Consider the following 24,112-nt stretch of genomic DNA (forward strand, 5'->3'; position numbering starts at 1 on the left):
AGATGCCGATCCCAGGGAGTAGATGAGCCGTAGCACTCTTGGCCATATTCATTCAGTTGGGCATGAGGCAGTGTAATGACGGCGGGGCAGAGTTGCTCGATTACTTCCATCGATGTCTCGGGACCGAAGGAGCGCCTCCCATGGTCCACGCCCCATACTTGACCGTCACTTCTGAATCCGAAATCCATGGACCGCATGCCTCGGGACGAAACTCCACTGGCGTAGGCGGATACCGAGTCGCCCATCAGGGATGGGTCGATGGGGAGTTCATGATAGGGGCGCCTTCGGACGGGCATGGTTGAATCGTTGAATTGTATGGTTCTCTCCGCTGAGAGGCCTATGCGAAACAAATCGGTTGTGGTTATGTAGACTGAGAGGTATTGATTTCCTCGTCGAGGTTTGCGAACGTCGCAAAGGGATCGATGTTCCCTCGCAATCGAAGCGACCTTTCTGCAGCCGAATAGCTCTCGCGGAGAGTCTCGGCCCTTGAATCGGGCGCACTGAGTAGGTGTTCTTTGAGTGCGGTTTGGATTCCCGACCGATGATTTCCCAGTTCCTTGCGGAGTTCTTCGCGAAAGTCGGCCGCCTTCTTGCCTAGCCGTTCCTGTCCGAATCTGAGAACGAAGTCGTGTTTGTTGCTCTTTGCGAGGTGCCTTGCCAGGAGTGCAATGGCGTGATAGCCAACTCGAGAGGGGCTAGGGCCATTGCCTATCTTCTCCAAGCGAAGATCTCTCTTGAGGACAAGAAAGATCATGTCATGCGTATTTTGCAGAAACGTGAGGAATATGGTTGATGCAGTGGTCCTGTTGTTGAACACCTTGTGGTAGGTGCCGTCGTGCTCGAAGATGTCGTTGGGATGGAGGGCGTATGACAGGCCTTCCTCTCCCTGGGCTGCGGCAATCGAGCGTGCGAGTTCTACGATGTGGATGGCGAGATCGTTTGAATTTTCGTAATCCTCAATCAGAGTTTCGGGGTTGGAATCTAGGATGTGTGCAAAGGATCCTTCTTGCCGCTCATAAAATATTTTGCGGCTACGGAATCTTCGCTCCAATTCTAGCTGGAGTGGGTTGTTGGCGCGGAGTGCCGCTGGGGGTATTGCGTTTTGGCGGTTGTTGTTGATTGTGATTGTTTGAACTAGGTTCTCGTCGCGGGTAGTGGTGATGCGAAGAGGGATTGTGACCTGTGCCCACTTGTCTTGTTGAAGCTTGTCCTTGATCTTGGGATCCATTGAAAAAAGATAGGCTGTCTTGATTGTTTGGCAGCCGTTCAGGACGTATGGGTCTTGGATTTCGATGCGGTTGCCATTTTTCCGTATGGCGCGAGCGAAGACTGTTACTCCATTGTGGAAAAAGGCGAAAAGCCCAGGGTCGATTGTCCCCTTGATGCACATTTGGGCCAAGGTTTCGCGTATCTTGGCGGATGGGCCTCGTTCCGTGTTCTTGGCGTTTTTGATGAAATAGCGGACGTTCTTCGAAAATAGAGTGTCCCGTCGCAATGAGTACATTGCGACGAGTTCCGCGAGTTTGGCGATTCCGTACAACATCTGGGCTTCAGTGTTGTTGTGGTGAGCAGTCGTTTCCGCCACTGTTAGTTCCAGTGGGACCCAGGGAGGCGGGATTTTTGTGTCAATGTCTCCAAAATCCATTTTGTCTGGGCCTATATGGCCAAGATTGAAGGTGTAATCTGGTAACTCCTCTTCTATCTGAGCTCCCAGTTCGCTGCGTGAATGGTTGGTTTCATTGGATGCGATTTCATGGTCTTCTTGGCAGAGATGAAGGACCATGAAGTCTAGAATCAGGGACTTTCGTTCCTCGGGTGATAGTAGATTGAGGTCGCGCCGCAGATTGACTATGATTTTGTTCTCTTTACTCTCGTCTGACTCTAGGCCGTCGAGCAACCGGCGCAGTCTGGCAGGGAGCTTTTTGAGGTCTCGAAAGCCCTTCTTGACCTCGGAAATACTTCCGCTGTATTTGGCCTGAAGGAGAAAAAGCCGTACACGACCGTCTTGGCGCAAGATGTGATAGGCGTCCAGCCCGAAGTCGTAACCTTTTGTGTCTCCATCAATGGCTGGATCTGAGCACTGGGTGAGGGCTTGTGTCTCCGGCAGGAAATACTTGCGATGCAGGTACCAAGCGGGGAAACAGTCCTCGGTGGCGGCGCTGTATGCCGTCTTGATTTGGAATGCTTCTACTTCTTCGCGAATTTTACTGCTTTTCATGTCTGCCTCCTCTGATTGATGAATTCCTGGGCGAAGTCGAGGAACTTCAGGGCGGCCCGCTCATGATCCCCGCCACAATCGCGGAGGTACTTCACGTGCCAGCCCTCGTAGGGCATCTCGTGCTTCACTTCGTCGAGCCAGTCCAAGAAGTCTCGCCACTCCTGGTCCTTGCCACCGTTGAACTGGGTGTTGGAGCCCCACCCGATGGTGAAGGACAAGAGCGAGTCGATGGTGTCTCCTCCTGTGACGCACCAGAGCCCTCGCCCCTCCAGGAGTTGCTTCCGGGCATAGAGCAGCGCGTCCATGAGCCCGACTTTGCGACCGCGCCACTCCTCGGGTAGGGGCTCCACCTTCCCAACCTTTTTCTCACTCATGGACCTTGCACCACCTCGTAAAGGATCTGGCTCGTGGACGAGATTCTGAGCCGGTTCATGTATTCGGTCAGAGGAAGACCGGCCAACCCCGTGTAGGCGTCGATGATGTTGTCCCCAAGTTTCACGGCGAGATGCCTCCCCGTGGTCGCAAGTTGATGGTTCTTGACCAGAACGCCTTTGGACATCTCATCGAATCATCGAAGCTCAGCAGCTTCACATCTCCGTCAACCCTGATGCGCAGGAACTGCGGCTTTTGTCCGAGCCGGGTCAATCCTTCGTGGATGGTCCTCGCGACCTTCTCGCACTCTCCCGCCTTCCGGTTTGCTACGGCGAAGGCGTTCTGGAACGCCACCAGCCAGCCGGGTACCCGGCCAATGTTCTCAAGCAGGAGGTACTGGTCGACAACGCAGTGGAGGTCTCCCATGAGCAGGCAGGCCTTGAGCCGGGCCCGGATCGACTCGTCTCCAGGCAGGGGCGGACTGCTGAGCACCAGCGAGGGCAGGAGGGTCGTCGCTGGGGATGATGCCAGTCCCCGCGTCGGCAGCAGGCAGAGGAGCATGAGCAGGGCAGTGAGCACTCCACCTCTGACCGCGAGCGAGGTCTTCATACGGAACTCCAGGATAACCCACGTCTCCCTGCACGTGACGCGGGACGTCCGGGTCGTTCCGTGCTACCACGCACCGCGCCATGAGCCGCATCTATCGTTCGCTTCCCCCCGCTGGTACCCGGATTGGTCTCGCTTTCTCGGGTGGTCTCGACACCCGCGCCGCCGTGGCGTGGATGTCCCGCAAGGGTCTCGAGGTGTACGCCTACACCGCCGACCTCGCCCAGCCCGACGAGAAGAACCCCGCCGACATCCCGCCCATCGCCATGACGCACGGCGCGAAACAGGCCCGGCTCGTGGACTGCCGCGAGGCCATGGTGCGCGAGGGCCTCGTCGCCATCCAGTGCGGCGCCTTCCACCTCTCCGTGGGCGGCAAGAAGTACTTCAACACCACGCCCCTGGGCCGCGCCGTCACCACCACCGCCATCGTCCGCGCCATGCGCGAGGACTCGGTGAACGTCTTCGGTGATGGCAGCACCCACAAGGGCAATGACATCCAGCGCTTCTACCGGTACGGCATCCTCGTCAACCCGGAGCTGCGCATCTACAAGCCCTGGCTGGACCCGGAGTTCGTCAATGCCTTCGGCGGCCGCAAGGAGATGAGCGAGTTCCTCGTCTCCATCGGCATGCCCTACAAGATGGGCACCGAGAAGGCCTACTCCACCGACGCCAACGTGCTCGGCGCCACGCACGAGGCCAAGGACCTGGAGCACCTCGACAAGGGCATGAACATCGTGGAGCCCATCATGGGCGTGGCCCACTGGCGCCCCGAGGTGGAGATCCGCCCCGAGCGCGTCACCGTGGAGTTCGCCCAGGGCCTGCCCGTGTCCCTCAATGGCAAGCGCTTCGCCTCCCTCTTCGAGCTCTTCCTGGAGTGCAACCGCATCGGCGGGCGCCACGGCCTGGGCATGAGTGATCAGCTCGAGAACCGCGTCATCGAGGCCAAGAGCCGCGGCATCTACGAGGCCCCCGGCATGGCGCTGCTCCACATCGTCTACGAGCGCCTCCTGTCCGCCATCCACAACGAGTCCACCACGGACCTCTACTTCACCCTGGGCCGCCGCCTCGGCCGCTTCCTCTACGAGGGCAAGTGGTTCGACCCCGAGGCCCTCCTGCTCAAGGACTCGCTCACCCGGTGGGTGGCTCCCAGCATCACCGGCAGCGTCACCCTGGAGCTGCGCCGCGGCGACGACTACACCCTGCTCGACACCCAGGCCGTGCACATGGCCTACGACCCGGACAAGCTCTCCATGGAGAAGGTCGCCAGCGCCTTCACCCCGGAGGACCGCATCGGCGCCCTGGAGATGCAGAACCTCGCCGTCACCGACAACCGCGGCCTGCTCCTGCACCACCTCTCCAGCGTCCGCACCCTCTCCGAGGGCACCCCCACCGGCACTGGCATCGCCCAGCTGCTCGGCGACGGCGAGAAGGAGTGAGGCTTTTACGTTTTTCCCGGTTTGCGTGAATATGGGAATCCCGAGCCGGGGATGAGCCCCGGCGGTCAGGAGATTCCCCCATGCGAACCGGACGGTTGTTGCTGCTCTCCACGCTGACGCTCGCCTCGTGCGGCCCCCTCGTCGAGGAGGAGGCCGTGCTCGGCGAGCGCAGGGACGCGCTGATCACCGACGTGGACCTGGACGGCATCGACGATGCCTTCGAGGATCAGCTCGCGGCGAAGTTCGCGCCCGAGGTCCGGCTGGCCCCGGACTCCATCGACTGGGCGCGGCCGGCGAACGTGGACTGGTACCTGGCGCGCGTGCACATGCGCTTCGACCACTCGGGGTGCCCGGACTGCGAGGTGCTCGCGCTGGCCACGCCCACGCAGAGCAACCTCTCCGCCCAGTCCCACAAGACGAAGGGCACGTTCTGCACCCATACCAGCACGGTGTACTACTCGAACGCGTCGCGGAAGGAGTTCTTCCTCCAGCCGCCGGATGACAGCGTGCACAACGGCACCACGTCTTCTGGCTGGCGCGTGTACGTGCACTCGAAGAAGAGCGCGCTCGTCGCGGGCGGCTACGACATCCAGTACTGGTTCTTCTACCCGTACAACGACTCCTACGCGTCGGTGAACCACGAGGCGGACTGGGAGCACATCACCGTGACCACGGACTCGGCCGGCAACTTCCAGTCGGCGTGGTACGCGGCGCACAGCGGTGGCACGCGCTACAGCGCCTCGCAGCTCAGGTGGAACGGGACGCACCCCATCGTGTACTCGGCGGATGGCTCGCACGCGAGCTACCCCACCGCGGGCACGTACCCCACCGAGGTGTCGGGCTTCGATGACCACGCCTACGACGGTGGCCCGGTGTGGCAGACGTGGACCAACCAGGTGAACGTGGGCGAGAAGGGCGCGCCCCGCAACGGCCAGAACTTCATCAAGTACGGTGGCCGTTGGGGCGAGGTGGGTGAGCTGGACGCCACGAGCGGTCCGCAGGGCCCGTCCTTCCAGGGCGCCTGGAACACCTACTGAGGCAAGCGGATCGGCTCGACGCAGGTGAATGAGCTGGACCGCGTGCGCGAGCCCGGAGCGCTGCCTCGGCTACCGCGCCAGCTCCACCTTCTCCAGGTACTCGGGGATGTAGGCCGGCCAGCCGCGTGCCTCCACGCGGCCCTTGAGCGCCTGCAGCGCCGAGGGCTCCCCGTGGACGAGCAGCGTCTGGTGCGGCGGTGACTCGAAGCCGTCCATCCAGCGCAGCGTCTCCGTCCAGTCCGCGTGCGCCGAGAAGCCGCTCACCGTGCGGATCTCCGCCTCCACCCGCACCATCTGCCCGTGGATCTTGATCTCCTTCTCGCCGTCCAGCATGCGCCGGCCGCGCGAGCCCTCGGACTGGTAGCCCACGAAGAGCACCGTGTTGCGCGGATCCGGCAGCCTGTACTTCAGGTGGTGGAGGATGCGGCCTCCCGTGGCCATGCCCGAGGCGGAGATGATGATGCCCGGGCCCTCGCGCTGGTTGAGCTGCTTGCTCTCCTGCGGCGAGGTGACGAAGCGCGTGCGCTTCGTGGCCAGTGGGGACTCGCCCCGCTTCACGATGGCGGACATGTCCAGATCATGCTCCTCCGCGTGCGCCAGGTAGATGGGCGTGGCGTCGCACGCCATCGGCGAGTCCACGAAGACATCCAGCTCGGGGATGCGCTTCTCCGCCTCCAGGTTGCGCAGGTGGTAGAGCAGCTCCTGGGTCCGGCCCACGGAGAAGGCGGGGATGACGACCATGCCCTTGCGCTCGTAGGCGCTCCGCACCGCCTCGCACAGCGCATCCACGGGCCGCGTCTCCCCGTGCTCGCGGTCGCCATAGGTGCTCTCCACCACCAGCGTGGTGGCCGAGCGGACCGTCTGCGGATCCCTCAGGATGGGCGCGTGGTAGCGGCCCAGGTCCCCCGTGAACACCACGCGCTGATTGGTGCGCTCCAGGTGGAACACGCACACCGCCGAGCCGAGGATGTGGCCCGCCCGGTAGAAGGTGAGGGTGATGCCGGGGAGGATCTCCCGGGTGCGCTCGTAGCCGAAGGTCTCGAAGAGCTTCAGCGCACGCTCCGCGTCCTCCACCGAGTAGAGGGGCAGGGCGGGGCGGTGCTTGGAGAAGCCCTCCTTGTTGGCATAGCGGGCCTCTTCCTCCTGGAGGTGTGCCGAGTCCGGGAGCAGCAGCGCGGACAGATCCCGCGTGCCGGAGGTGCAGTAGACGGGCCCGTGGAAGCCGTCACGCACCACACGGGGCAGACCGCCCGTGTGGTCGATGTGGGCGTGCGTGAGGACGATGGCGTCGAGGCTCCGGGGCGGGACGGGCAGGGCGCGCCAGTTGCGCTGGCGCAGCTCCTTGCGGCCCTGGAACAGACCGCAATCGATGAGCACCCGCTTGCCCTGGTACTCGAGGAGGAACTTTGAACCGGTAACGGTCCCCGCGGCGCCGAGGAAATGGATGGAGGCCATGCGTGGCACTCTATCCCAGCCGCTTCCCTGCGGCGGCGCCCCCTCCTATCCTGGCTGGGCGAACCGTTTCAGGAGATGCGAGCCATGAATCGAGTGAAGAAGGCTTCGTGGTGGGCCGTGGTGCTGGCCGGTGGGTTGATGATGGCCCTGCCGGCGGTGGCGCAGCAGAAGAAGGACTGCCGGGGCTCGTGCCTGTCGAAGGCCAGCGTGGAGGTGGAGGCGTGCGCGAAGGCCTGCCCCGCCGCCAGCGATCCGACGACGCGTGAGGCCGCCGGCAAGTGCATGAACCGTTGCGCGGAGAAGTTCCGCGCCGCCGAGGCGTCCTGCGAGAAGACCTGCCCGGCTCCGAAGCAGGAGGACCAGACCCACTGAGCGGGTCCGTCACCCCAGGGCCTGGGCCGCGATGGCATGGAGGAGTTCCCTCCTGCCCGGGGCCCGGGTCCCGTGGAGCTGCATCATGGGCGCCGGGACGTGCCGCTCGAGCCCGAGCCCCGCCACCCACTCGCTCAGCCCGGCGAACCGCGGAGGAATGTCCACCCGCACCGTGCCCTCGAGGCCCCGGAGCAGCCCGGCCGCGAGGCTTCGGGCGATGGGCTCCTCCCGGGCGATGAGGGGTCCCACCATCGCCGACTCGAAGTTGGGCCACGCCAGGCCATACCCCACCACGCGGCCGTCCCGCTCGGCCACGAGTGCGCGGTACGCCATCCGGTGCAGGGCCTGGAGCAGCTCCCGCCGGGGCGCACCGAAGGCTTCCGCGTCCAGCGACGCGACCGCGTCCAGATCCTCCCCGGTCATCGCTCGCACCCGCGTGTCCGCGACGGCCACTTCCTCGGGCTGCCGGGTGAGCCTGCCCAGATGCTTCACGATCTCATCCACCTGGACGAAGCCCAGCTTCTCGTAGAGGGGCCGGCCCTGCTCCGTCGCGTACAGGAGCGTGGGGAGGGGACCGATGTGCTCGAGCGCATGCTCCATGAGGCGCCGTCCGAGTCCCTGCCGCCCATGGGAAGGCGACACCACCATCATCCCGATCGACGCCGCCTCACGCCCATGGGGCGTGACGAGCACCGTGCCCGCGAGCCCACCTTCCGGTGAGTCCACGCCGAAGCCGGTGCCCAGCTCCAGCATCATCCGCCACTTCAGCTCATCCGGCGCCCAGTCGCGCTTCACGGCGAGCGCGAGACAGGCGGGCAGATCCTCCAGCGTGAGCCTCCGGATGCGCATGCGGCCGCCTATACCACGGGGCTCTCAGGCCTCTCGCGCGAAGGCGCTGTACACCGAGGCGAAGCCCGCTGCCGCCAGCCCCACCAGGAACAGCACGGGCCCCAGCAGCAACCCGCCATGCACCAGCGTCCAGACGAGCCCCAGCACCACCACGCCGATGGGCGCGAAGCGCAGCCAGTCCGGCCTCGGCACCTCCGGGCGCAGCGCCATCAACCCCAGCACCCCGAGCAGCAGCAGCTCCAGGGCCACGGAGAAGGACTGGTCCCAGCCCTTGTCGTAGCTCTCCTCGATGAGCCCGTAGACGAAGTCCTCCGAAGGGGTTGGCGCATCCACCACGCGCAGCTCCGGCGGCGCCTGTGGCACCGGACCCGAGCTCCGCGTCGTCGTCAGGGGCACCCAGGTGAGGAACAGCGACAGCAGGCACAGTGCCACGCCCCCGAGCGCCACCGGGCCCAGTCCCCGCAGCAGCACGCGGGGCTCGAAGAGCCGGCTCCACCCGTTCTGTCCCGCGTACACCTTGCGGTACTGGTCGTAGCCCAGCAGCGCCGCGCCTCCGAGCCACAGCAGCGGCGTGACGCCGATGCCCAGCATCCGGATCGCCAGGGCCGCCGCCACCACGACGAACAGCGCCGGCACCACCGGACGCATCAGCGAGGTTGGGACCCAGTCCACCAGCGGGTGGCGCTCGCCGGCATCGCGCAGCTCGCGCGCCGCCACCAGCCAGCCGCCGATGACCACCACGAGCGACCAGAAGGGCCCCACACCCGCGAAGAAGGGCAGGATGGAGAGCACCAGCGCCACCCCGAGCAGCCCCACGCCCGCCACGCTCGGCGAGTGCCCCGGCACGTGCGCCAGCCACACCGGCCCGTCATACGGCGGTGCCTTGGGCCGGCCGGGCGTGTGAAGACCTGGATCCGTGTCCTCGGCCTCTTCCGGCGCGGGGACGACGGCGCGGGCCGCCGCGGTGCTCCGCGTGCGTCCCGTCGTCGCCATCGCGGTGACGCCGGTGGACGTCCGGCGGACCGTTCCAGGGGGTGGGGGAGGGGGCATCTTCGCCCCACAGTTCTCGCAATAGCGCAGGGTCTCGTCCTTCGCGCTCTCTCCGCACTGCTTGCACCGCATCGGGAAACGGCCTCCGGCAGCACCCCGGGCCCTGGGGTCGCGCCGCGCGGAGTATACCGGATTTCCCGGCGCCCTACTTCCAGGCGACGTGGTAGGCGCAGCTGCCCCCTCCGCGCTTGCGGCAGGGCTTGGTGGCGTCGTGGAGGATGGTGGCGGTGGGCTGGAACCGCTGCGCCATGGCGATGATGATGCCCCGGTCGAAGTCGCACGGGTACGGCGTGGTGCTCTCCATGGTGACCAGGTTCTTGCCCGGCGTGTGCGAGTAGGTGTAGTGGCCGATTCCCTCGCGCATCTCGCCCGTGTGGGGGCTGAACATGGACTCGCCGCGCACGGCGTGGTTCATGTGGTACGCCACGTCGATGCACTTCAGCGCGCTGTGGATGTCCGTCACCGTGGGCGGGAAGACCGCGTTCTTCGGCGTGGTCATCCCCGACTGAAACAGCAGCACGTGGCCGAACTCGTTGCCGATCCGCTCCAGCGCCGTCAGCCAGCGCTCCAGCGGGTACCAGGCGCCCGCCCCGAACTTCACCGCCCCGGTGCCGTCGTCAGCGCCCAGGCCCTCCTCGAGGAGGATCTTGTTGGCGATCAGCGTGAACGAGCCGAACCCGTCGATGACGATCTGCAGGTTCGCGCCCAGCACCTGGAACTGTCCGGGGCCGATCTGCTCCCGGGGACTCGGCATCTTGATCTCTCGCTTGAAGTCCAACGTGGAACGCCCCTGGTTGGGATTGAGCTGGCTCAGCATGGTGGTCACCTTTCCGGCTGTAACTGGAGATGGATACAAGGGGCACTGTCAGATATCGCGCACGTCACCCGGGCAGTTCACCGACGTCTCGCCCGGATCCGCGATGGCGTTGCCGCACGTCGCGGGACAATCCGAGGGGCTGTTCGCGTGGTTCTCGCCCGCGCTCACCAGGCACAGCCCGTCCCCGGAGAAGGGCGTGGGCAGCGCGAAGGCGTTCGGCCAGAGGGTGGCCTGGCCCCGGTCACCCGGGACGAACCGGAACCACAGGCCCCAGATGAACTGCGTCACGTCCTGCGTCTTCACCCAGCCGCGCTGCGCGAGGTGCGCGCCCAGCGAAGGCGCGGACTGCAGCGCCGAGACGCTCGCGAAGTCCGGAACGCCAGGGGTCACCGGGCCCACGCGCTCGAGCGTGTACACGAAGGCCGCCAACCGCTTCTCCGGGTTGTAGACGAGCCACACGCTGGCCAGCCCGCGCGCCTTCGCCTCCGCCACCAGATCCTTCCAGCGCGCCTCGAGGTAGCCGCGGTGGTTGCCCCTGGGCAGCTCGAAGCGCTCGGTGCGGACCACGTGCTGCTTGGAGCGCAGATCCTTGAAGTCCTTCACGCCGATGACGCTGTAGGCCGTGCACTCGGTGCTGGCGAAGTAGGAGCGCTCCGAGAACACGACGCCATCCAGCCGGTACTCGTTGGGGACCCAGTACGCGTACTCCTCGGCGTGCTTCACCGTGTCCACCAGGTAGCGCCCACCGCTGTAGAGGTACGGGTCCGTGGCCGTCGGCAGGCTCAGCGGCAGGTACTTGAAGATGACGCCCGGCCGGGCCGCCAGGTACATCCGGTCCCGCTCGATGACGGCCGGAGCCTGATCCACCGGGAGCGTGGGGTAGAGCTTGTAATCACAGAAGGTCGCGCCCCGAACGCCCCGCGACACGCCCTCCACTCCCTCCGAGGCCTCGAGCTGGAGCTCCTGCGCCGCCTGGGCCGTCTGCTCCGCCGGCTCGGGGAGCTCGCTCCCGCCTCCGCAGGCCATCACCAGCACACTCAGCGCGATCAGTCTCTTCATGGCAGTCACCCCGGAGCCCCCGAGCGGCGTCACCGCGGCTCGTCGGGACTGCTACAGGGCAAGCCTCGTGCCCGCTCAAAACGAGGCTCGATCGCGCAAGGGGCCGCGAAATTTATGGGCCCTGACGTTCGAGCACGCGGAAAGCCCGTGCACTCCGGCTAACCATTCGCGGTCATCCATGACCCCGGTGTCATTCGTGACCAGGACCCCCGGGTAGCGCCAGACCACGCGGATTCCTGCAGCCACCCCGGAAGTTCGTGCCACCGTGCCGGTATGACTGTGGGGCCAGTGCAATGCGCTCCATTGCCCCTGCAGCATTGCGACACGGATGGTGCCGGTTCCCCACGGGAATTGCCCGCCGGGTACAGCCTGGGGTCTTTGGCACCCTCACCCCGGTTCCTCTCCCGAGGGGTTACTGCTTCGCGCTGGGGGCGCTCGACGACAGCTGGCGGATCCACTGCGCCATCGACTCGGGATCGATCGGGCCCACGTGCTTGCCCCGGATGATGCCCTGCGCGTCGATGAAGTACGTCTCGGGCACACCCGCCACCCCGTACGCCACCGCCACGCTGGAGTTCTGATCGATCAGCTGCGGGAAGCTCGCGCCCATCCGCGCCAGGAACTGCTTCGCGTTGTCCTCGGTGTCCTCGAAGACGACACCCAGGAACTGCGCCTGTCCGCCGAACTCCCGCGCGCCCCACTCCAGCACCGGGTGCTCCATCTTGCAGGGCCCGCACCAGGACGCCCAGAAGTTGATGACCATGGGCCGGCCCTTGAGCTGCTCCGACGTCACCCGCATCCCGCTGTCCAGCGCCCGCAGCGTGAACGCCGGGGCCGGCTGGCCCTTCAACATGAAGGGCACCTCGCGCGGGTTGCTGCCGAAGCCCCTGGCCAGCACCGCCAGCAAGCCCAGGCACAGCACCACGAAGCCCACCGTGAGACGCCAGTTCATGCCGCACCTCCCGGATGGATGCCCACGTTCGGCTCGGGCGAGGCCCCCGCCGCCGGGGTCTGCTCCTTCTCCTGCGCCGTCGCCCGGGCCCGCCGCGCCGGCCACACCGCGATCAGCGTGCCCAGCACCAGCAGCGGAATGCTCCACCAGATCCACCCCACCAGCGGGAAGATCCACGCGTTGAAGCTCGCCGTGCCCCGGTCCTCGGAGAAGGCCATCAGCGACAGGTACAGGTCTTCCTTCGCCGTCTCGCGCACCGCCGGCGTTCCCACCGGGTCCGTCATGCGCTCGTAGTAGTTCATCCGCGGCGCCATCTCGCTGACGTCGCCGTTGGGCGCCGTCACCTGCACCCGCGTGGCCACGAAGGTGCGGTGCGGCTCCTGGCCGCTGGTGAGCCCCAGGTACTTCACCTGGTAGCCGCCAATCTTCAGCGTCTCACCGATGCGCACCGTGCCCGAGGTGTGCGTCACGAACGCGGAGGAGGCCGCCACCGACACGAAGATCATCACGATCCCCAGGTGCACGATGTAGCCGCCAAAGCGCCGCCGCGCCTTCGTCGCGCTGCCCAGCAGCGCCGTGACGAAGCCCTCGTTCTTCTCGCTCATCCGCACCTTCACCGGCAGCGCCAGCTCGCGCAGGGTGATGACGGTGACGAAGCCCGCCAGCCCGAACGTCAGCAGCGGGTAGAAGCCCCGCAGGCCGCCCAGCAGGCACGCGCCGACGATCACCGCGCCCACCGCCGCCGGTATCCAGAAGCGCTCGCGCACCCGCTTCGGATCCGAGCTGCCCCACGGCAGCATCGGGCCCACGCCCATCAGGAAGAGCACCATCACCCCGCCGGGCACCGCCATCTTGTTGAAGTACGGCTCGCCCACGCTCACCCGGATGCCGCGCACGGCCTCGGAGATGAGCGGGTAGAGCGTCCCCAGCAGCACCGTGAAGGTGATGGCCACGAACACCAGGTTGTTCACCAGGATGGTGGTCTCGCGCGACAGCATGGACTTGATGTCGCTCTCGGCCACCAGCAGGTGCCCGCGCGTGGACAGCAGCGCGATGCACACGAACATCAGCACCGCGATGAACACCAGGAACGTGGGGCCGATGTCCGACTGCGTGAAGCTGTGCACCGAGTTGAAGATGCCGCTCCGGGTCATGAACGTGCCCAGGATGGTCAGCACGAAGCTGCCCAGCACCAGGCTCAGCGTCCACAGCTTCAGCATCTTCTTGCGCTCGTGCACCAGCGTGGAGTGCATGAAGGCGGTGGCCGTCAGCCACGGCAGGAAGGACGCGTTCTCCACCGGATCCCACGCCCAGTAGCCACCCCAGCCGAGCACCGCGTACGCCCACCACGAGCCGAGGATGATGCCCACCGAGAGGAACAGCCACGCCACCAGCGTCCAGCGGCGCAGCGGCGCCATCCACGCATCCCCCATCTGCCCGCGCAGCAGCGCGGCCACGGCGATGCCGAAGGGCACCGTCATGCCCACGTAGCCCAGGTACAGCATGGGCGGGTGGATGATCATCAGCCAGTGGTTCTGCAGCAGCGCGTTGGGACCCGGCCCGTCCATGGGAACCGGCGACACCGAGTGGAACGGGTTGGCCGGCCCGGCGATCAGGAAGGTGAAGAACACGCCCACCGCCAGCATGGTGCCCAGCGCCAGGGACATGTAGCGCGCGTGCTCGTGGCGGTGCACCAGCGCGAACGCGAGCACGTACGTGCCCATGATCACGCCCCAGAAGAGGATGGAGCCCTCGAGCGCGCTCCACAGCGAGACGATCTTGAAGATGGTGGGCGTGGCGCGGCTGCCCACCTGCGCCACGTAGGCCACGCTGAAGTCGTTGGACAGCAGCGCGTACTCCATCACCACGTTGGCGCTGAGCATGCAGAGGAAGAAGCCCCACACGCAGCGCATCACCCAGGGGAAGGCCGCGTCGTCGCGGCGCATCCCGCCCACCAGGCCCACCAGCGCCCCGAAGCTCGCGAACGCGAGCCCGCCGAGCACCAGCCCGTATCCCAACGTACTGTTCACGGAGTCCTCGCCGCGGCCGTGGTCGCTTCCTGCTTCTGCATCTCCTCGAACATCTTCTTCACGTCGTCATCCGTCTTGGGCGCCCGGTACTCGTTGGAGTGGTTCACCATCAACCGGCTGCCCTGGAAGACCTGGGACTGGTCGAACGTGCCCTCCACCACCACGCCAATGCGCTCGCGGAACATCTGCGGCGGCACCTCGGTGGTGCGCACCAGCACGTTGGCCGCGCCGGGCTGCTCGCTGTCCATGACGCGGAAGTGCAGGGTGGTGTGCTGCTCGTTCCACTGGATGCTGCCCGGCTGCACCTGCCCGCCCAGGCGGATGGTGGGGCCATAGGCCTTCTCGCCCTGGGCCATCATCTCCGAGGGCCTCCAGTAATAGACGAGGTTCTCCCCGATGTTGCCAAAGGCCACCAGGGACAGGCCCGCGCCGGCCACCAGCAGGGACACCACGGCGATGAGACGGTTACGCGTCTGCTGCGTCATGGCTCACTCCTTCGAGTCGTGCGTGGACTGGCCGGGACGGCGCAGCCAGAGGGACAAGGCGTACAGCGACAGCGACACCCAGGCGATCAGATAGGCGGCCCAGATGTACTCCCAGCCGCCCTGGATGCGGCCCGAGCCCACCTGCGCGAGCAGCGGGGACAGGTTCAGTGCGGTCATCATCTCAGGCGACCTCCGAAGCGCGGTTGTCTCGCGGGCCCGGCACGTCCGTGGGGAGCGCCTCGGGCATGGCCACCTCCGCCTCACGCGTGGCCAGGGCGATGCGGTAGCGGTGCAGCAGGAACAGGGTGAGCAGGATGAGGCTCGCCCACGCGTTGACGCGCAGCGCCAGCGTCATGTCCGGATCCACCGTCTTCGGGGTGGACTGCACCTGGTGCAGGCTGCGCCACCACTTCACGGAGAACCACACGATGGGCAGATTGACGAACGAGATGATGCCCACCACGGAGCTCCACACCGCCCGCTTCTCGGGGTCTTCCACGAAGCGGCGCAGCGCCATGTAGGCCACGTACGTCACCAGCATGATGGCCATGGCCGTGAGCCGGGGATCCCAGTCCCAGTACGTGCCCCAGGTGGGCTTGCCCCAGATGGCGCCCAGCACCAGGCCATAGCTGCCGAAGAGCAGGCCCACCTCGGCCGTGGACTCCGCCAGCGCGTCCGTCTTCCAGCTCGACTGCAGCAGGTAGGCCACGCAGCAGGCGAAGTTCACCGTCAGCGTCAGCATCGCCATCCACATGGCCGGCACGTGGACGTAGATGATGCGGTAGACGTCCCCCATCTCCCGCTCGGGCGGCGTCCACTTCAAGCCCATCCAGTTGCCCAGCGCCAGCAGCGCCAGGGCCGCCACCGACATGAACAGCAGCACCGGACGCGCGTTGACGCGCGAGCGCGGCGGCGCCCACTTCGCGCCCAGCCACACGCCCAGCCCCACCGACGTCAGCGCCGCCACCGCCGATACCACCTGCAGCACCGTCTTCAGGAGATCGCTCATTGACCTCTAATCCTCGATGACGCGGGGGAACAGAAGGAAGCCCAGTCCCCAATAAATCAGATTGAAACCGATGAGTAGCCCGTACCATGAGCCCAACTGATTCATCGGGTCGCCCTGCAATACGAGCGATGTCGCCTTCGCGGCGGCGAGCAGCGCGGGAATGATGAGCGGGAACAGCAACAGCGGGAGCAGCACGTCTCTTGCCCGCGCGTTGCTGGCGATGGCCGAATACACCGTGCCCGGCGCGCTGATGGCCATGCAGCCAAGCGTCACCGTGGCCGCGAACGAGCCTGGCCCCATGGTCACGGTCACCCCATAGAGGGCCACCATCACCGGGATGAGCAGGGTGCCGAGCAGCATCAACAACAGGGCGTTGCCCAGGGCCTTGGACAGGAAGATGGCGCGGGCGTCCGCCGGGGCCAGCCTCAACCCGTCCAGCGTGAGGTTCTCCTGCTCCACCCGGAAGGACTCGCCCAGCGCGAGCACGCTGGCGAACAGCAGCGCCAGCCACAGGTAGCCGCCCGCGTTGCGCGCCAGCACCTTCGTGTCCGGGCCCACCGCGAACGAGAAGAGCAGCAGCGTGGCCAGCGCGAAGAAGATGAGCGCGTTGAGGCGTGCCCGCGTCCTCCACTCGATGAGCAGATCCTTCGCCAACAGCACCCCCACCGTTCTCAGCAGGGAGATGGGTCGCGCGCCCCTCATGCCGCCACCGCCCGGCCTTCCTGCAGGTGCAGGCGCTCCTCGCACAGGGACAGGCCCTGCTCGATGAGGTGGGTGGCCAACACCACGGTGACGCCCGAGTCCTTGAGCTCGCGGATGATCTTCTCCATGGCCTGGATGCCGGAGGGATCCAACTCGCCGAAGGGCTCGTCCAGCAGCGCCACCGCGGGGGCCTTCATCAGCAGCCGGGCGATGGCCAGGCGCTTGCGCATGCCCGCGGAGAACTGGCGCACCGGGCTGTCCGAGCGCTTCGTCAACCCCACCTTCACGAGCAGCTCCCCGGCCACGTCCGCCGGAGCGTCCATGCCGAGCAGCCGCGCCAGCACCACCAGGTTCTGGTGGGCCGTCAGATCCTCATAGAGGAAGCTCGCGTGGGACAGGAGCGCCACCTCGCGGCGCACGGTGTCGCGCTGGGCCACGCTGTCGTGGCCGCGGATCTCCACCCGGCCGTGCGTGGGCGCGAGCGCGGTGCCCACCAATCTCAGCAGCGTCGTCTTCCCCGAGCCGTTGTGCCCCGTGAGCAGCAGGGAGCGGCCCTGGGGGAGGGTGTAGCTGAGCCGCGCGAGGGCCCAGCGGCGTCCATACCGCTTGCTGACGTCATGAAGGGCGAGCGCGGGGGGCGGCGCGGGGGAGGCTTCCATCGGCGGGAGCGTTCGTAACTGGAAATTTCTCCACACTCCAGCGAAAGCAGGCCCGTCTGGTTGCACAGGAGCCTGGGAGCGGGGCCCCAGGACGAGACCCGGACCTCCGGGCGTCGCTCCGCGCCGAGGTCATCGGCCGGGGTGGGAGGTCCCCGGTGGACCCCTCGGAGGGAAATCCGCGGGCACGCGGCGGAAGGAAGTTTTTTCAATCGCCTGGGTGCTTTTCCCCCGGGCCTCGCGGGGCCGTGGGGCGGGGAGGGCGCGCCACGGGCCGCTGTCCGGGGCGGAACGGCAGATCTTTCCGCCCGTTGACGCCTCGCTTGCACCGATCCGGGTCCATGGACGTAGCGGATGGGAACGGACTTACCTTCCCGGGGGGCCCGGTCTTCTCGCGACACCTCGCGGGGCGGCTGGCATCGCGCATGCACACGCTGGGGGCACGGAGTTCGGTTCGGGCGGCGGCGTCATCTGGGGGAGGGAGTCAGCGATGGACATGCGGGGAATGGTGCGACGGGCGATGAAATCCACGGCGGCGGGAGTGCTGCATCACAGCGGCCTCCGCAAGGCGCTCGCGGCCTACAGGCGCTATCAGTCCGGGGGGCGTCGCATCCTCATCGTCAGCTACCACCGGGTGGTGGCCGACTTCACCGGGGAGCTCCAGCGCTCCATCCCGGGTCTTCTCATTTCGCAAGAGACGTTCCGGAGGCACCTCGAGGGGCTGTCCGCGGCCGGCTACGAGTTCTGCTCGCTGGGGGACGCGCTGGACGTGATGGCCGGGCGCCGCGTGGCGCGGAAGGATCTGTGCGTCGTGTCCTTCGACGACGGCTACCGGGACGTGTACCGGTACGGCTACCCCGTGCTGAAGCAGATGGGCGTGCCGGCCATCACCTACCTGCCGGCGGCCCTGATCGGCACCGGGCAGCGCTTCAACCATGATCGGCTCTTCCACCTGGTGCGGATGGCGCAGGCCCGGGGCTACAAGCCCGTGTTCGACGTGATGCCCGCGCCCGCCACGGAGCTGTTGGACACCGTGCTCTCCGGGCGCAAACGGCTGTCGGCGGCGCTGGATGACTTCATCGGCCGCTACCCCACCGCCACGCTCGTGGAGACCCTCCAGGCCCTGGAGGAGCGGCTGGGCGCCGGCCCGGCGCTGCTCCCCGAACAGGGAGACCTGATGGATTGGGACGAGGTGCGGCGGATGGTCAAGGACGGCTACGACTTCGGCGCGCACACGCTGGGGCACGTGGTCCTCACGCACGAGCCGCTCGACGTGGTGGAGCGCGAGGTGCGCGAGTCCAAGGCCATCATCGAGCGCGAGGCCGGCATCACCGTGCGCGACTTCGCCTACTGCAACGGCTGGTACTCGGACGAGGTCATCCGCGTGCTCGAGGCCAACGGCTTCCGCTCGGCCGTCACCACCGAGGACATGCCCAACCGTATGGGCGGCGATCCGTTCACCCTCAAGCGCAAGGTGCTCTGGGAGAACTTCAGCGTGGGCCTGACGGGCGCGTACTCGCGCACCCTCACGGTGTGCCAGTTGGATGACTGCTTCAGCACGCTGGGCATGCGCGCTCCCGTCCTGGGCCGGCGCCCGCAGAACGCCCCGCGCGGCGAGGTGGTCTGGTGAGCGAAAGGCAGGCTCCCGCGGTAGCCCCCGCCTCCTCGTTCCTGGGGAAGGCGGGGCCGTTGGTGCTCGCCCGGTTGCTCGGCGCCGGGCTCACCTTCTGCATCCCCTTCGTCCTGGCGCGCGTGCTGGGCAAGGAGGAGTACGGCACCTACTTCCAGCTCTTCCTGATCGCCACGACGCTCTACTACGTGCTGCCCTTCGGGGTGGTGCAGAGCCTCTACTACTTCCTGCCCCGCGCCGACGAGAAGCGCCCCTGGCTGGGCCAGACGCTCCTCTCTATGTCCGGCGCGGGCCTGGTGGCCGGCACCCTGGTGTGGACGCTGCTCGGGCCCGTGGCGCGGCAGTTCCACAACCCCGCGCTGCTCGAGTTCCGCGCGCCGCTCGCGGCCTATACCGCGCTGCTGCTCGGCGCGTTTCCGCTGGAGATCTCCCTCACCAGCCAGGGCCGCACGAAGCACTCGGCCCTCGTGTACGCGGTCTCGGAGCTGGTGCGCACGGCCGCCATGGTGCTGCCGTGCCTGCTGGGCTTCGGCCTGCACGGGATGATGCTGGCGGTGGCGGGCTTCGCGCTCGCGCGCTTCGTGGCCGCGTGGGGGGTGGTGCCGCGGGGCACGGGGCCGCTGCTGCGTCCCGGACTGTGGCGCGAGCAGCTCGTCTACGCGGCGCCCTTCGGCGTGGCCATGGCGCTGGCCATTCCCCAGCAGAACGCCCACCTGTACATGGTGGCCGGCGCGGTGGCCCCGGCGCTCTACGCCGTCTACCGCGTGGGGTGCAGCCAGCTGCCCCTGGTGGATCTGCTCTACACGCCCACCAGCGAGGTCCTCATGGTGCGCCTGGGCGAGCTGGAGAAGCAGGGGCGCCTGGAAGAGGGCGTGGTGGCCTTCCGCGAGGCCGCGGGCAAGCTGGCCTTCGCCTTCCTTCCCTTCGCTGCGTTCCTCTTCGCCGCGGCGCCCGAGTTCATCGGCACCTTCTACACGGCGGAGTACCTCGCGGCCGTGCCCATCTTCCGCGTGAGCGTGCTGGGCGTGGTGTTCGCCATCCTCCCCATGGACGGCGTGCTGCGCGCCCGGGGGCACACGCGCTCCATCCTCTATTCGTACCTGTTGAAGGCGGTGGTGACGGTGCCACTCGTCTGGGTGGGGGTGAAGCAGTTCGGGTTGATGGGCGCCGTCGTGTCCTGGGCCGTGGCCGAGGTGGTGGGCAAGCTCTCCCTGCTCGTGCGCGTGCCGGCGGCGCTGTCCACGCCCGAGCACGCCCTGCGCATCCGGGACGTCATCCCCTGGCGCGAGCTGAGCAAGGCCTCGCTCGCGGCCGCGGCCGCCGCGGCGGGTGTCTTCCTGCTGCGCGCCGGCACGGTGCACGCCTGGGGCGGTCTGCCCGAGGGCTTCCTCTGGAGGGCCCTGCCGCTCGCGCTCGCCGGCCTGCTGTTCTGCCTGGGCTATGTGGGCGTCCTGTACGCCACGGGGGTGCGGCCGTTGAGCGTGCTCGCCAGCCTGCGTGCCCGCGGCGCCGGGTGAGCTTTCGGCCCCCCACCTCCGCGGAGGTGGGAGGTGGACGGTTGGGGGTCCGGGGGACTCCCGCCCTGGAGGGCTGGTACCTAGCTTGGGACTCCGTACAACCAGGGGAGAGGCGTGATGGGGATTGATGCGATGTCGATGTACCGGCTGGGACGCAAGCTGTACCTGCGGGGCATTCCCGTGTTGCCAGCCGTGCTGCGCAAGGCCATCCACTACCTGCATGGCTCGTACATCCCCGCCGAGGCGGAGATCGGCGAGGGCACGCAGCTGGGCTACGGCGGCATGGGCATCGTCATCCACAAGGACGCCAGGATCGGCCGGCACTGCCTCATCTCCCACCAGGTGACCATCGGTGGACGCTCGGGCCTGAGGGATCTGCCGGTGATCGGCGACTATGTGCGCATCGGTGCGGGCGCCAAGATCCTCGGCAACGTGCGCATCGGCGACTTCGCGGTGATCGGCGCCAATGCCGTGGTGGTGAAGGACGTGGCCCCCGGCGCCGTGGTGGGCGGCATCCCCGCCCGGGAGATCCGCCGGGACGCGGATCCGCTCGCCGCCTACGAGAGAGAGATGGGGCTGCGCCCACCGGTGCCGCGCCCCAAGCCCGTCGAGCCGACGGAGCCCCCGCAAGCAGCGTCGTCCGCCGCGCAGTAGACGAGACAGGAGGCAGGGCATGCGAGTGCTCCTCGTCGGAGACTATCCGCCGCCGCATGGTGGCGTGGCCGTGCACGTCCAACAGCTCCACGGGTACCTGCGCGAACGCGGGGTGGAGACGGTGGTGCTGGACATCGGCAAGGGGGGCCGGCCGGCTCCGGACGTCATCCCCGTCCGTACCCCCACCCAGTATGGCAAGCGGCTGGCGGGCTTCCTGCGCGAGGGGTGGACCGTCCACGTCCACACCAGCGGCAACAACCCGAAGTCCTGGATGCTCGCGGCCACCGCGGGCGTGAGGGCGCGTGCACCGCGCGTCATCACCCTGCACTCGGGGCTGCTGCCGGACTACCTGGCCGCTTCCGTGTCGCGGCGGGCCTTCGCGCGTGTGGCCCTGGCCGGCTACTCGCGCGTGGTGGCCGTGTCCGAGGCCGTGCGCGAGGCGCTCGCGCGCTGCGGGGTGCCGGAGGAGAAGCTCGTGGTGTACCCCGCCTTCTGCGGCTCGCAGGTGCGGCCGGGGAGGGTGAGCCCGGAGATCGAAGCGGCACGGGCTCGCCGCCGGCCGCTGCTGGCCATGGCGCACCACCCGTCGCCCGTCTATGGCCGCGGGTTGATGTTCCGCGCCCTGCGGATGATCGCGGACGAGCTGCCCGGCGTGGGGCTCGCCGTCTTCGGACCGGGGACGCGCTCGGAGGCGTTCCTGGAGGAGGCCCGCGAGCACCGGGTCGAGGAGCTCATCGAAGACATGGGCGAGCTGGAGCACTCGCGGGCGCTGGCGCTGATCGCGCGCTGCGATGCCTTCATCCGGCCCACCACGCACGACGGGGATGCCATCTCCGTGCGCGAGGCGCTGGCGCTCGGCGTGCCGTGCGTGGCCAGCGACGTGTGCGGGCGGCCGCATGGGACGTACACGTTCCGCGCGGGCAATGCGGTGGACCTGGCCGAGCGGGTGCACCACGCGCTCGAGCAGGGGCCAGCGCAAGCGGTGTCACCGGATGCGGGACCGGTGCTGCTGAAGCTCTACGGCGAGCTGGTGCAACCGACGATTCTGGGAGGAGGCGAGACACATGCGGCGCAGTGAGGAATTGGAGCTGGCCCGCCGGGCGCTCCGCGGCAGGGATCTGGTGGTCTTCTCCAACGACTGGGATGGGGATCCGCTGTCCAAGGTCCACATCATGCGGATCCTGTCCCGGGACAACCGCGTCCTGTGGGTGAACAGCATCGGCAACCGGGCGCCCAAGGCCAATGCGCACGACGTGAAGCGCATCTGGAGCAAGCTGGGCAAGTTCACCGAGGGCATCCGCGAGGTGGAGCCCAATCTCTTCGTGCTCTCCCCGCTGGCGATTCCCTTCTACGGCTCGGAGCTGGTGCGCGCCGCGAACCGGGAGCTGCTGCGCGCGCAGGTGCTGCGGGCCATGCGCCAGCTGCACTTCAAGCGGCCCATCTCGTGGTCGTTCCTGCCGGCCTCGGCGCCGGTGTCCGGACGGCTGGGCGAGGAGTTCGTCGTCTACCACTGCGTGGACGAGTTCTCCGCCTTCAGCGACACCAACGGCAAGCACATCGCCGAGCTGGAGGAGCAGCTGCTGAAGCGGGCGGACCTGTGCATCACCTCGGCGGACCGGCTGAGGGACAACAAGGTGCGCGTCAATCCGAACACGGTGCTGGTGCGCCACGGCGTGGACTTCAACCACTTCGTGAAGGCGTGTGATCCGGCGACGCCCATCCCCGAGGACATCGCGAACCTGCCCCGGCCGATCTTCGGCTTCTTCGGGCTGGTGGCGGACTGGGTGGATCTGGAGGCGATCGCCGCGACGGCGCGGGCGCACCCGGAGGGCTCGGTGGTGGTGATCGGCAAGGTGGCGCCGGACGTGGATCCGTCGGTGCTGAAGGCCGAGAAGAACATCCACCTGCTGGGGCGCAAGCCGTACGCGGCGCTGCCGGGCTACTGCAAGGCGTTCGACGTGGCGCTGATGCCGTTCAAGGTGAACGAGCTCACGCTCAACGCGAATCCGCTGAAGGTGCGCGAGTACCTGGCGGCGGGCGTGCCGGTGGTGTCCTCGGACATCCCCGAGGTGCGCAAGGTGGGCCTGTGCAAGCTGGCGAAGGACACGGAGGACTTCGTGCGCAAGGTGGACGAGTGCCTCGCCGAGGGCGCCGGTCCCAGCCGCGAGCGCGCCGAGCGCATCCGCCACGAGAGCTGGGAAGCCAAGGTGGAGGAGATCCGTGGCTTCGCCGGCGAGGCCATGGTGAAGGCCGGGCGCGGGTTGTAGCCGCGTCCAGGTGAGCCCGCCGCATCCCCGAGTGATGGATGGGGCGGGCCCCCGGAAGCACTATGCTCGAGCGATGACCACACGTGATTCGCTCATGCGTGCCGGTGCGGTCAGCTCGTGCTGGCTGAGTTCGATGAGGGGGGCCCAAAAAGCCAGTCCGAGAGTTCCTTCATCGAGGGGAACGCCTTGAATGCGCTCTTGGGCACTTCCCGGATCGCAGGACGCTCCGCCTTGATGCCCTCCGCGTTCCCTTTCGAGTGCTTGGCGACCTCGTAGCCGTTCAAGTCGAGTGGTGCGCCGGGTGCCCCGCCGAGAGCGAGGTACGAGAGGCTGACGCGGTGCCCTTCGGCTGGTTCGAGAACAACCCAGACGACACAGCCCGACTGCTGTAATGCAAGTGCCGAGTGGATCTTCTGCTCGCGTGTCATGCCTCCTTTGACCGTGCTCTTGAGTTGTACATGCCGCATGATCCGCTGGCACTCGAGCACGAGATCGTACCCGGCCGCGTCCACGTCGGCCCTGAGCACGTTTACCGGTTGGTGCCGCCGTAGCCAGCCGTCCTGAAGGACTTCCGAGAGGAATGCGTACTCGACGAGCTGCTCTCGGAAACTCGAGAGGGTGGAGTCTCTGAGGATCGCAAGCGGATCCGTGATGTCAGGGGCGAGTGGGTGCATTACGAACCGTTCTCCTTCATGAGGGCCAAGCCCTCGGAACAAAGTCCTTTCAGGGGTGAGCCTGTCCGCACCGTCCACACATGTCACGCCCTCGGGTTCTGTCCGCCTCCCGGGCGCGCTCTTCACGAACTTGTCCAACTGTTGGAGTGCGCCAGGCGAAGCCTGGGTGAGGAGGAAGCGATGTAGGAGCGGAAACTTCACGAAGGGACCCTGCGGGTTCAAACCCCGCCCGGCAAAGGAGGCCGCCAGCCGGAAGCGAGTCTTG

General features: G+C 67.1%; 24 protein-coding genes. 8 read left to right on the forward strand and 16 right to left on the reverse strand.

The genetic code is table 11. The features are described 5' to 3' along the window. Positions 1 to 361: 361 nt before the first annotated feature. The 3 genes from VFZ09_RS47660 to VFZ09_RS47670 form a co-directional block, all read right to left on the reverse strand. Positions 362 to 2,218: an AIPR family protein gene (locus VFZ09_RS47660; protein WP_329734501.1), complete on the reverse strand. Its 1,857-nt coding sequence runs from the start codon at positions 2,216 to 2,218 to the stop codon at positions 362 to 364. Continuing rightward, positions 2,215 to 2,592, reverse strand: coding sequence for a hypothetical protein (locus VFZ09_RS47665; RefSeq protein ID WP_043408676.1), 378 nt, complete (start codon positions 2,590 to 2,592; stop codon positions 2,215 to 2,217). The genes VFZ09_RS47660 and VFZ09_RS47665 overlap by 4 nt, the downstream gene beginning before the upstream one ends. Positions 2,593 to 2,713: 121 nt before the next feature. Next, a complete protein-coding gene (locus VFZ09_RS47670; RefSeq protein ID WP_329734502.1) occupies positions 2,714 to 3,199 on the reverse strand; it encodes a hypothetical protein in 486 nt (161 codons plus the stop codon). 80 nt (positions 3,200 to 3,279) lie between these two features. Here VFZ09_RS47670 and argG point away from each other — a divergent pair, with 80 nt between their 5' ends. Both argG and VFZ09_RS47680 read left to right on the forward strand, forming a co-directional pair. Further along, entirely contained in the window at positions 3,280 to 4,632 is a 1,353-nt protein-coding gene (gene argG, locus VFZ09_RS47675; RefSeq protein ID WP_329734503.1) for an argininosuccinate synthase, read from the forward strand. 80 nt (positions 4,633 to 4,712) lie between these two features. Continuing rightward, positions 4,713 to 5,669 carry a Vps62-related protein gene (locus VFZ09_RS47680; protein ID WP_329734504.1) on the forward strand — a complete coding sequence of 319 codons (957 nt, stop codon included), beginning with the start codon at positions 4,713 to 4,715 and terminating at the stop codon, positions 5,667 to 5,669. 69 nt (positions 5,670 to 5,738) lie between these two features. Here the strand turns inward: VFZ09_RS47680 and VFZ09_RS47685 are convergent, their stop codons facing one another. Beyond that, a complete protein-coding gene (locus VFZ09_RS47685; protein WP_329734505.1) occupies positions 5,739 to 7,124 on the reverse strand; it encodes an MBL fold metallo-hydrolase in 1,386 nt (461 codons plus the stop codon). Positions 7,125 to 7,208: 84 nt separating this feature from the next. On the opposite strand from VFZ09_RS47685, the gene VFZ09_RS47690 reads away from it, so the two are divergent. Then, positions 7,209 to 7,496 carry a hypothetical protein gene (locus VFZ09_RS47690; RefSeq protein WP_329734506.1) on the forward strand — a complete coding sequence of 96 codons (288 nt, stop codon included), beginning with the start codon at positions 7,209 to 7,211 and terminating at the stop codon, positions 7,494 to 7,496. A gap of 9 nt (positions 7,497 to 7,505) precedes the next feature. On the opposite strand, the gene VFZ09_RS47695 is transcribed toward VFZ09_RS47690, so the two are convergent. The 11 genes from VFZ09_RS47695 to ccmA all read right to left on the reverse strand — a co-directional run bounded on the left by VFZ09_RS47695 (position 7,506) and on the right by ccmA (position 17,108). Then, the gene (locus tag VFZ09_RS47695; RefSeq protein WP_329734507.1) at positions 7,506 to 8,345 is read right to left on the reverse strand and encodes a GNAT family N-acetyltransferase; all 840 of its coding nucleotides are present in this window, start codon (positions 8,343 to 8,345) and stop codon (positions 7,506 to 7,508) included. 24 nt (positions 8,346 to 8,369) lie between these two features. Then, a complete protein-coding gene (locus VFZ09_RS47700) occupies positions 8,370 to 9,467 on the reverse strand; it encodes a hypothetical protein (protein ID WP_329734508.1) in 1,098 nt (365 codons plus the stop codon). 73 nt (positions 9,468 to 9,540) lie between these two features. Continuing rightward, entirely contained in the window at positions 9,541 to 10,212 is a 672-nt protein-coding gene (locus VFZ09_RS47705; RefSeq protein ID WP_329734509.1) for a hypothetical protein, read from the reverse strand. Positions 10,213 to 10,260: 48 nt separating this feature from the next. Then, entirely contained in the window at positions 10,261 to 11,271 is a 1,011-nt protein-coding gene (locus VFZ09_RS47710) for a hypothetical protein (RefSeq protein WP_329734510.1), read from the reverse strand. 412 nt (positions 11,272 to 11,683) lie between these two features. Then, positions 11,684 to 12,223, reverse strand: a complete 540-nt coding sequence (locus VFZ09_RS47715) for a TlpA family protein disulfide reductase (RefSeq protein ID WP_329734511.1) — start codon at positions 12,221 to 12,223, stop codon at positions 11,684 to 11,686. Continuing rightward, positions 12,220 to 14,253 (reverse strand): heme lyase CcmF/NrfE family subunit, encoded by a 2,034-nt coding sequence (locus VFZ09_RS47720; RefSeq protein WP_329734512.1) that lies wholly within the window; start codon positions 14,251 to 14,253, stop codon positions 12,220 to 12,222. The genes VFZ09_RS47715 and VFZ09_RS47720 overlap by 4 nt, the downstream gene beginning before the upstream one ends. After that, entirely contained in the window at positions 14,250 to 14,738 is a 489-nt protein-coding gene (locus VFZ09_RS47725; RefSeq protein WP_329734513.1) for a cytochrome c maturation protein CcmE, read from the reverse strand. The genes VFZ09_RS47720 and VFZ09_RS47725 overlap by 4 nt, the downstream gene beginning before the upstream one ends. A 3-nt stretch (positions 14,739 to 14,741) precedes the next feature. After that, positions 14,742 to 14,918 carry a hypothetical protein gene (locus tag VFZ09_RS47730; RefSeq protein ID WP_329734514.1) on the reverse strand — a complete coding sequence of 59 codons (177 nt, stop codon included), beginning with the start codon at positions 14,916 to 14,918 and terminating at the stop codon, positions 14,742 to 14,744. A gap of 1 nt (position 14,919) precedes the next feature. Continuing rightward, on the reverse strand, positions 14,920 to 15,609 hold the full coding sequence (locus VFZ09_RS47735; RefSeq protein WP_329734529.1) for a cytochrome c biogenesis protein: 690 nt from the start codon (positions 15,607 to 15,609) through the stop codon (positions 14,920 to 14,922). A 144-nt stretch (positions 15,610 to 15,753) separates the two neighbouring features. Next, positions 15,754 to 16,449, reverse strand: a complete 696-nt coding sequence (locus tag VFZ09_RS47740; RefSeq protein ID WP_329734515.1) for a heme exporter protein CcmB — start codon at positions 16,447 to 16,449, stop codon at positions 15,754 to 15,756. After that, on the reverse strand, positions 16,446 to 17,108 hold the full coding sequence (gene ccmA / locus VFZ09_RS47745; protein WP_329734516.1) for a heme ABC exporter ATP-binding protein CcmA: 663 nt from the start codon (positions 17,106 to 17,108) through the stop codon (positions 16,446 to 16,448). The genes VFZ09_RS47740 and ccmA overlap by 4 nt, the downstream gene beginning before the upstream one ends. A gap of 517 nt (positions 17,109 to 17,625) precedes the next feature. Between ccmA and VFZ09_RS47750 the strand changes: the two genes are divergently transcribed. From VFZ09_RS47750 to exoP, 5 genes are all read left to right on the forward strand, one after another. Next, positions 17,626 to 18,735 carry a polysaccharide deacetylase family protein gene (locus tag VFZ09_RS47750; RefSeq protein WP_329734517.1) on the forward strand — a complete coding sequence of 370 codons (1,110 nt, stop codon included), beginning with the start codon at positions 17,626 to 17,628 and terminating at the stop codon, positions 18,733 to 18,735. After that, positions 18,732 to 20,252 (forward strand): lipopolysaccharide biosynthesis protein, encoded by a 1,521-nt coding sequence (locus VFZ09_RS47755; RefSeq protein WP_329734518.1) that lies wholly within the window; start codon positions 18,732 to 18,734, stop codon positions 20,250 to 20,252. The genes VFZ09_RS47750 and VFZ09_RS47755 overlap by 4 nt, the downstream gene beginning before the upstream one ends. Before the next feature lie 117 nt (positions 20,253 to 20,369). Continuing rightward, complete coding sequence (locus VFZ09_RS47760; RefSeq protein ID WP_329734519.1) at positions 20,370 to 20,906, forward strand: serine acetyltransferase; 537 nt, start codon at positions 20,370 to 20,372, stop codon at positions 20,904 to 20,906. A 19-nt stretch (positions 20,907 to 20,925) separates the two neighbouring features. Continuing rightward, positions 20,926 to 21,984, forward strand: coding sequence for a glycosyltransferase family 4 protein (locus VFZ09_RS47765; protein WP_329734520.1), 1,059 nt, complete (start codon positions 20,926 to 20,928; stop codon positions 21,982 to 21,984). Beyond that, positions 21,971 to 23,173, forward strand: a complete 1,203-nt coding sequence (gene exoP, locus VFZ09_RS47770) for a spore coat polysaccharide biosynthesis glycosyltransferase ExoP (protein ID WP_329734521.1) — start codon at positions 21,971 to 21,973, stop codon at positions 23,171 to 23,173. Before VFZ09_RS47765 ends, exoP begins: the two co-directional genes overlap by 14 nt. 110 nt (positions 23,174 to 23,283) lie before the next feature. On the opposite strand, the gene VFZ09_RS47775 is transcribed toward exoP, so the two are convergent. Then, the coding region (locus VFZ09_RS47775) for a hypothetical protein (protein WP_329734522.1) at positions 23,284 to 24,112 on the reverse strand (829 nt) is incomplete at its 5' end.

It is taken from the genome of Archangium sp. (assembly GCF_036277355.1).
Classification (GTDB): Bacteria; Myxococcota; Myxococcia; order Myxococcales; family Myxococcaceae; genus Archangium.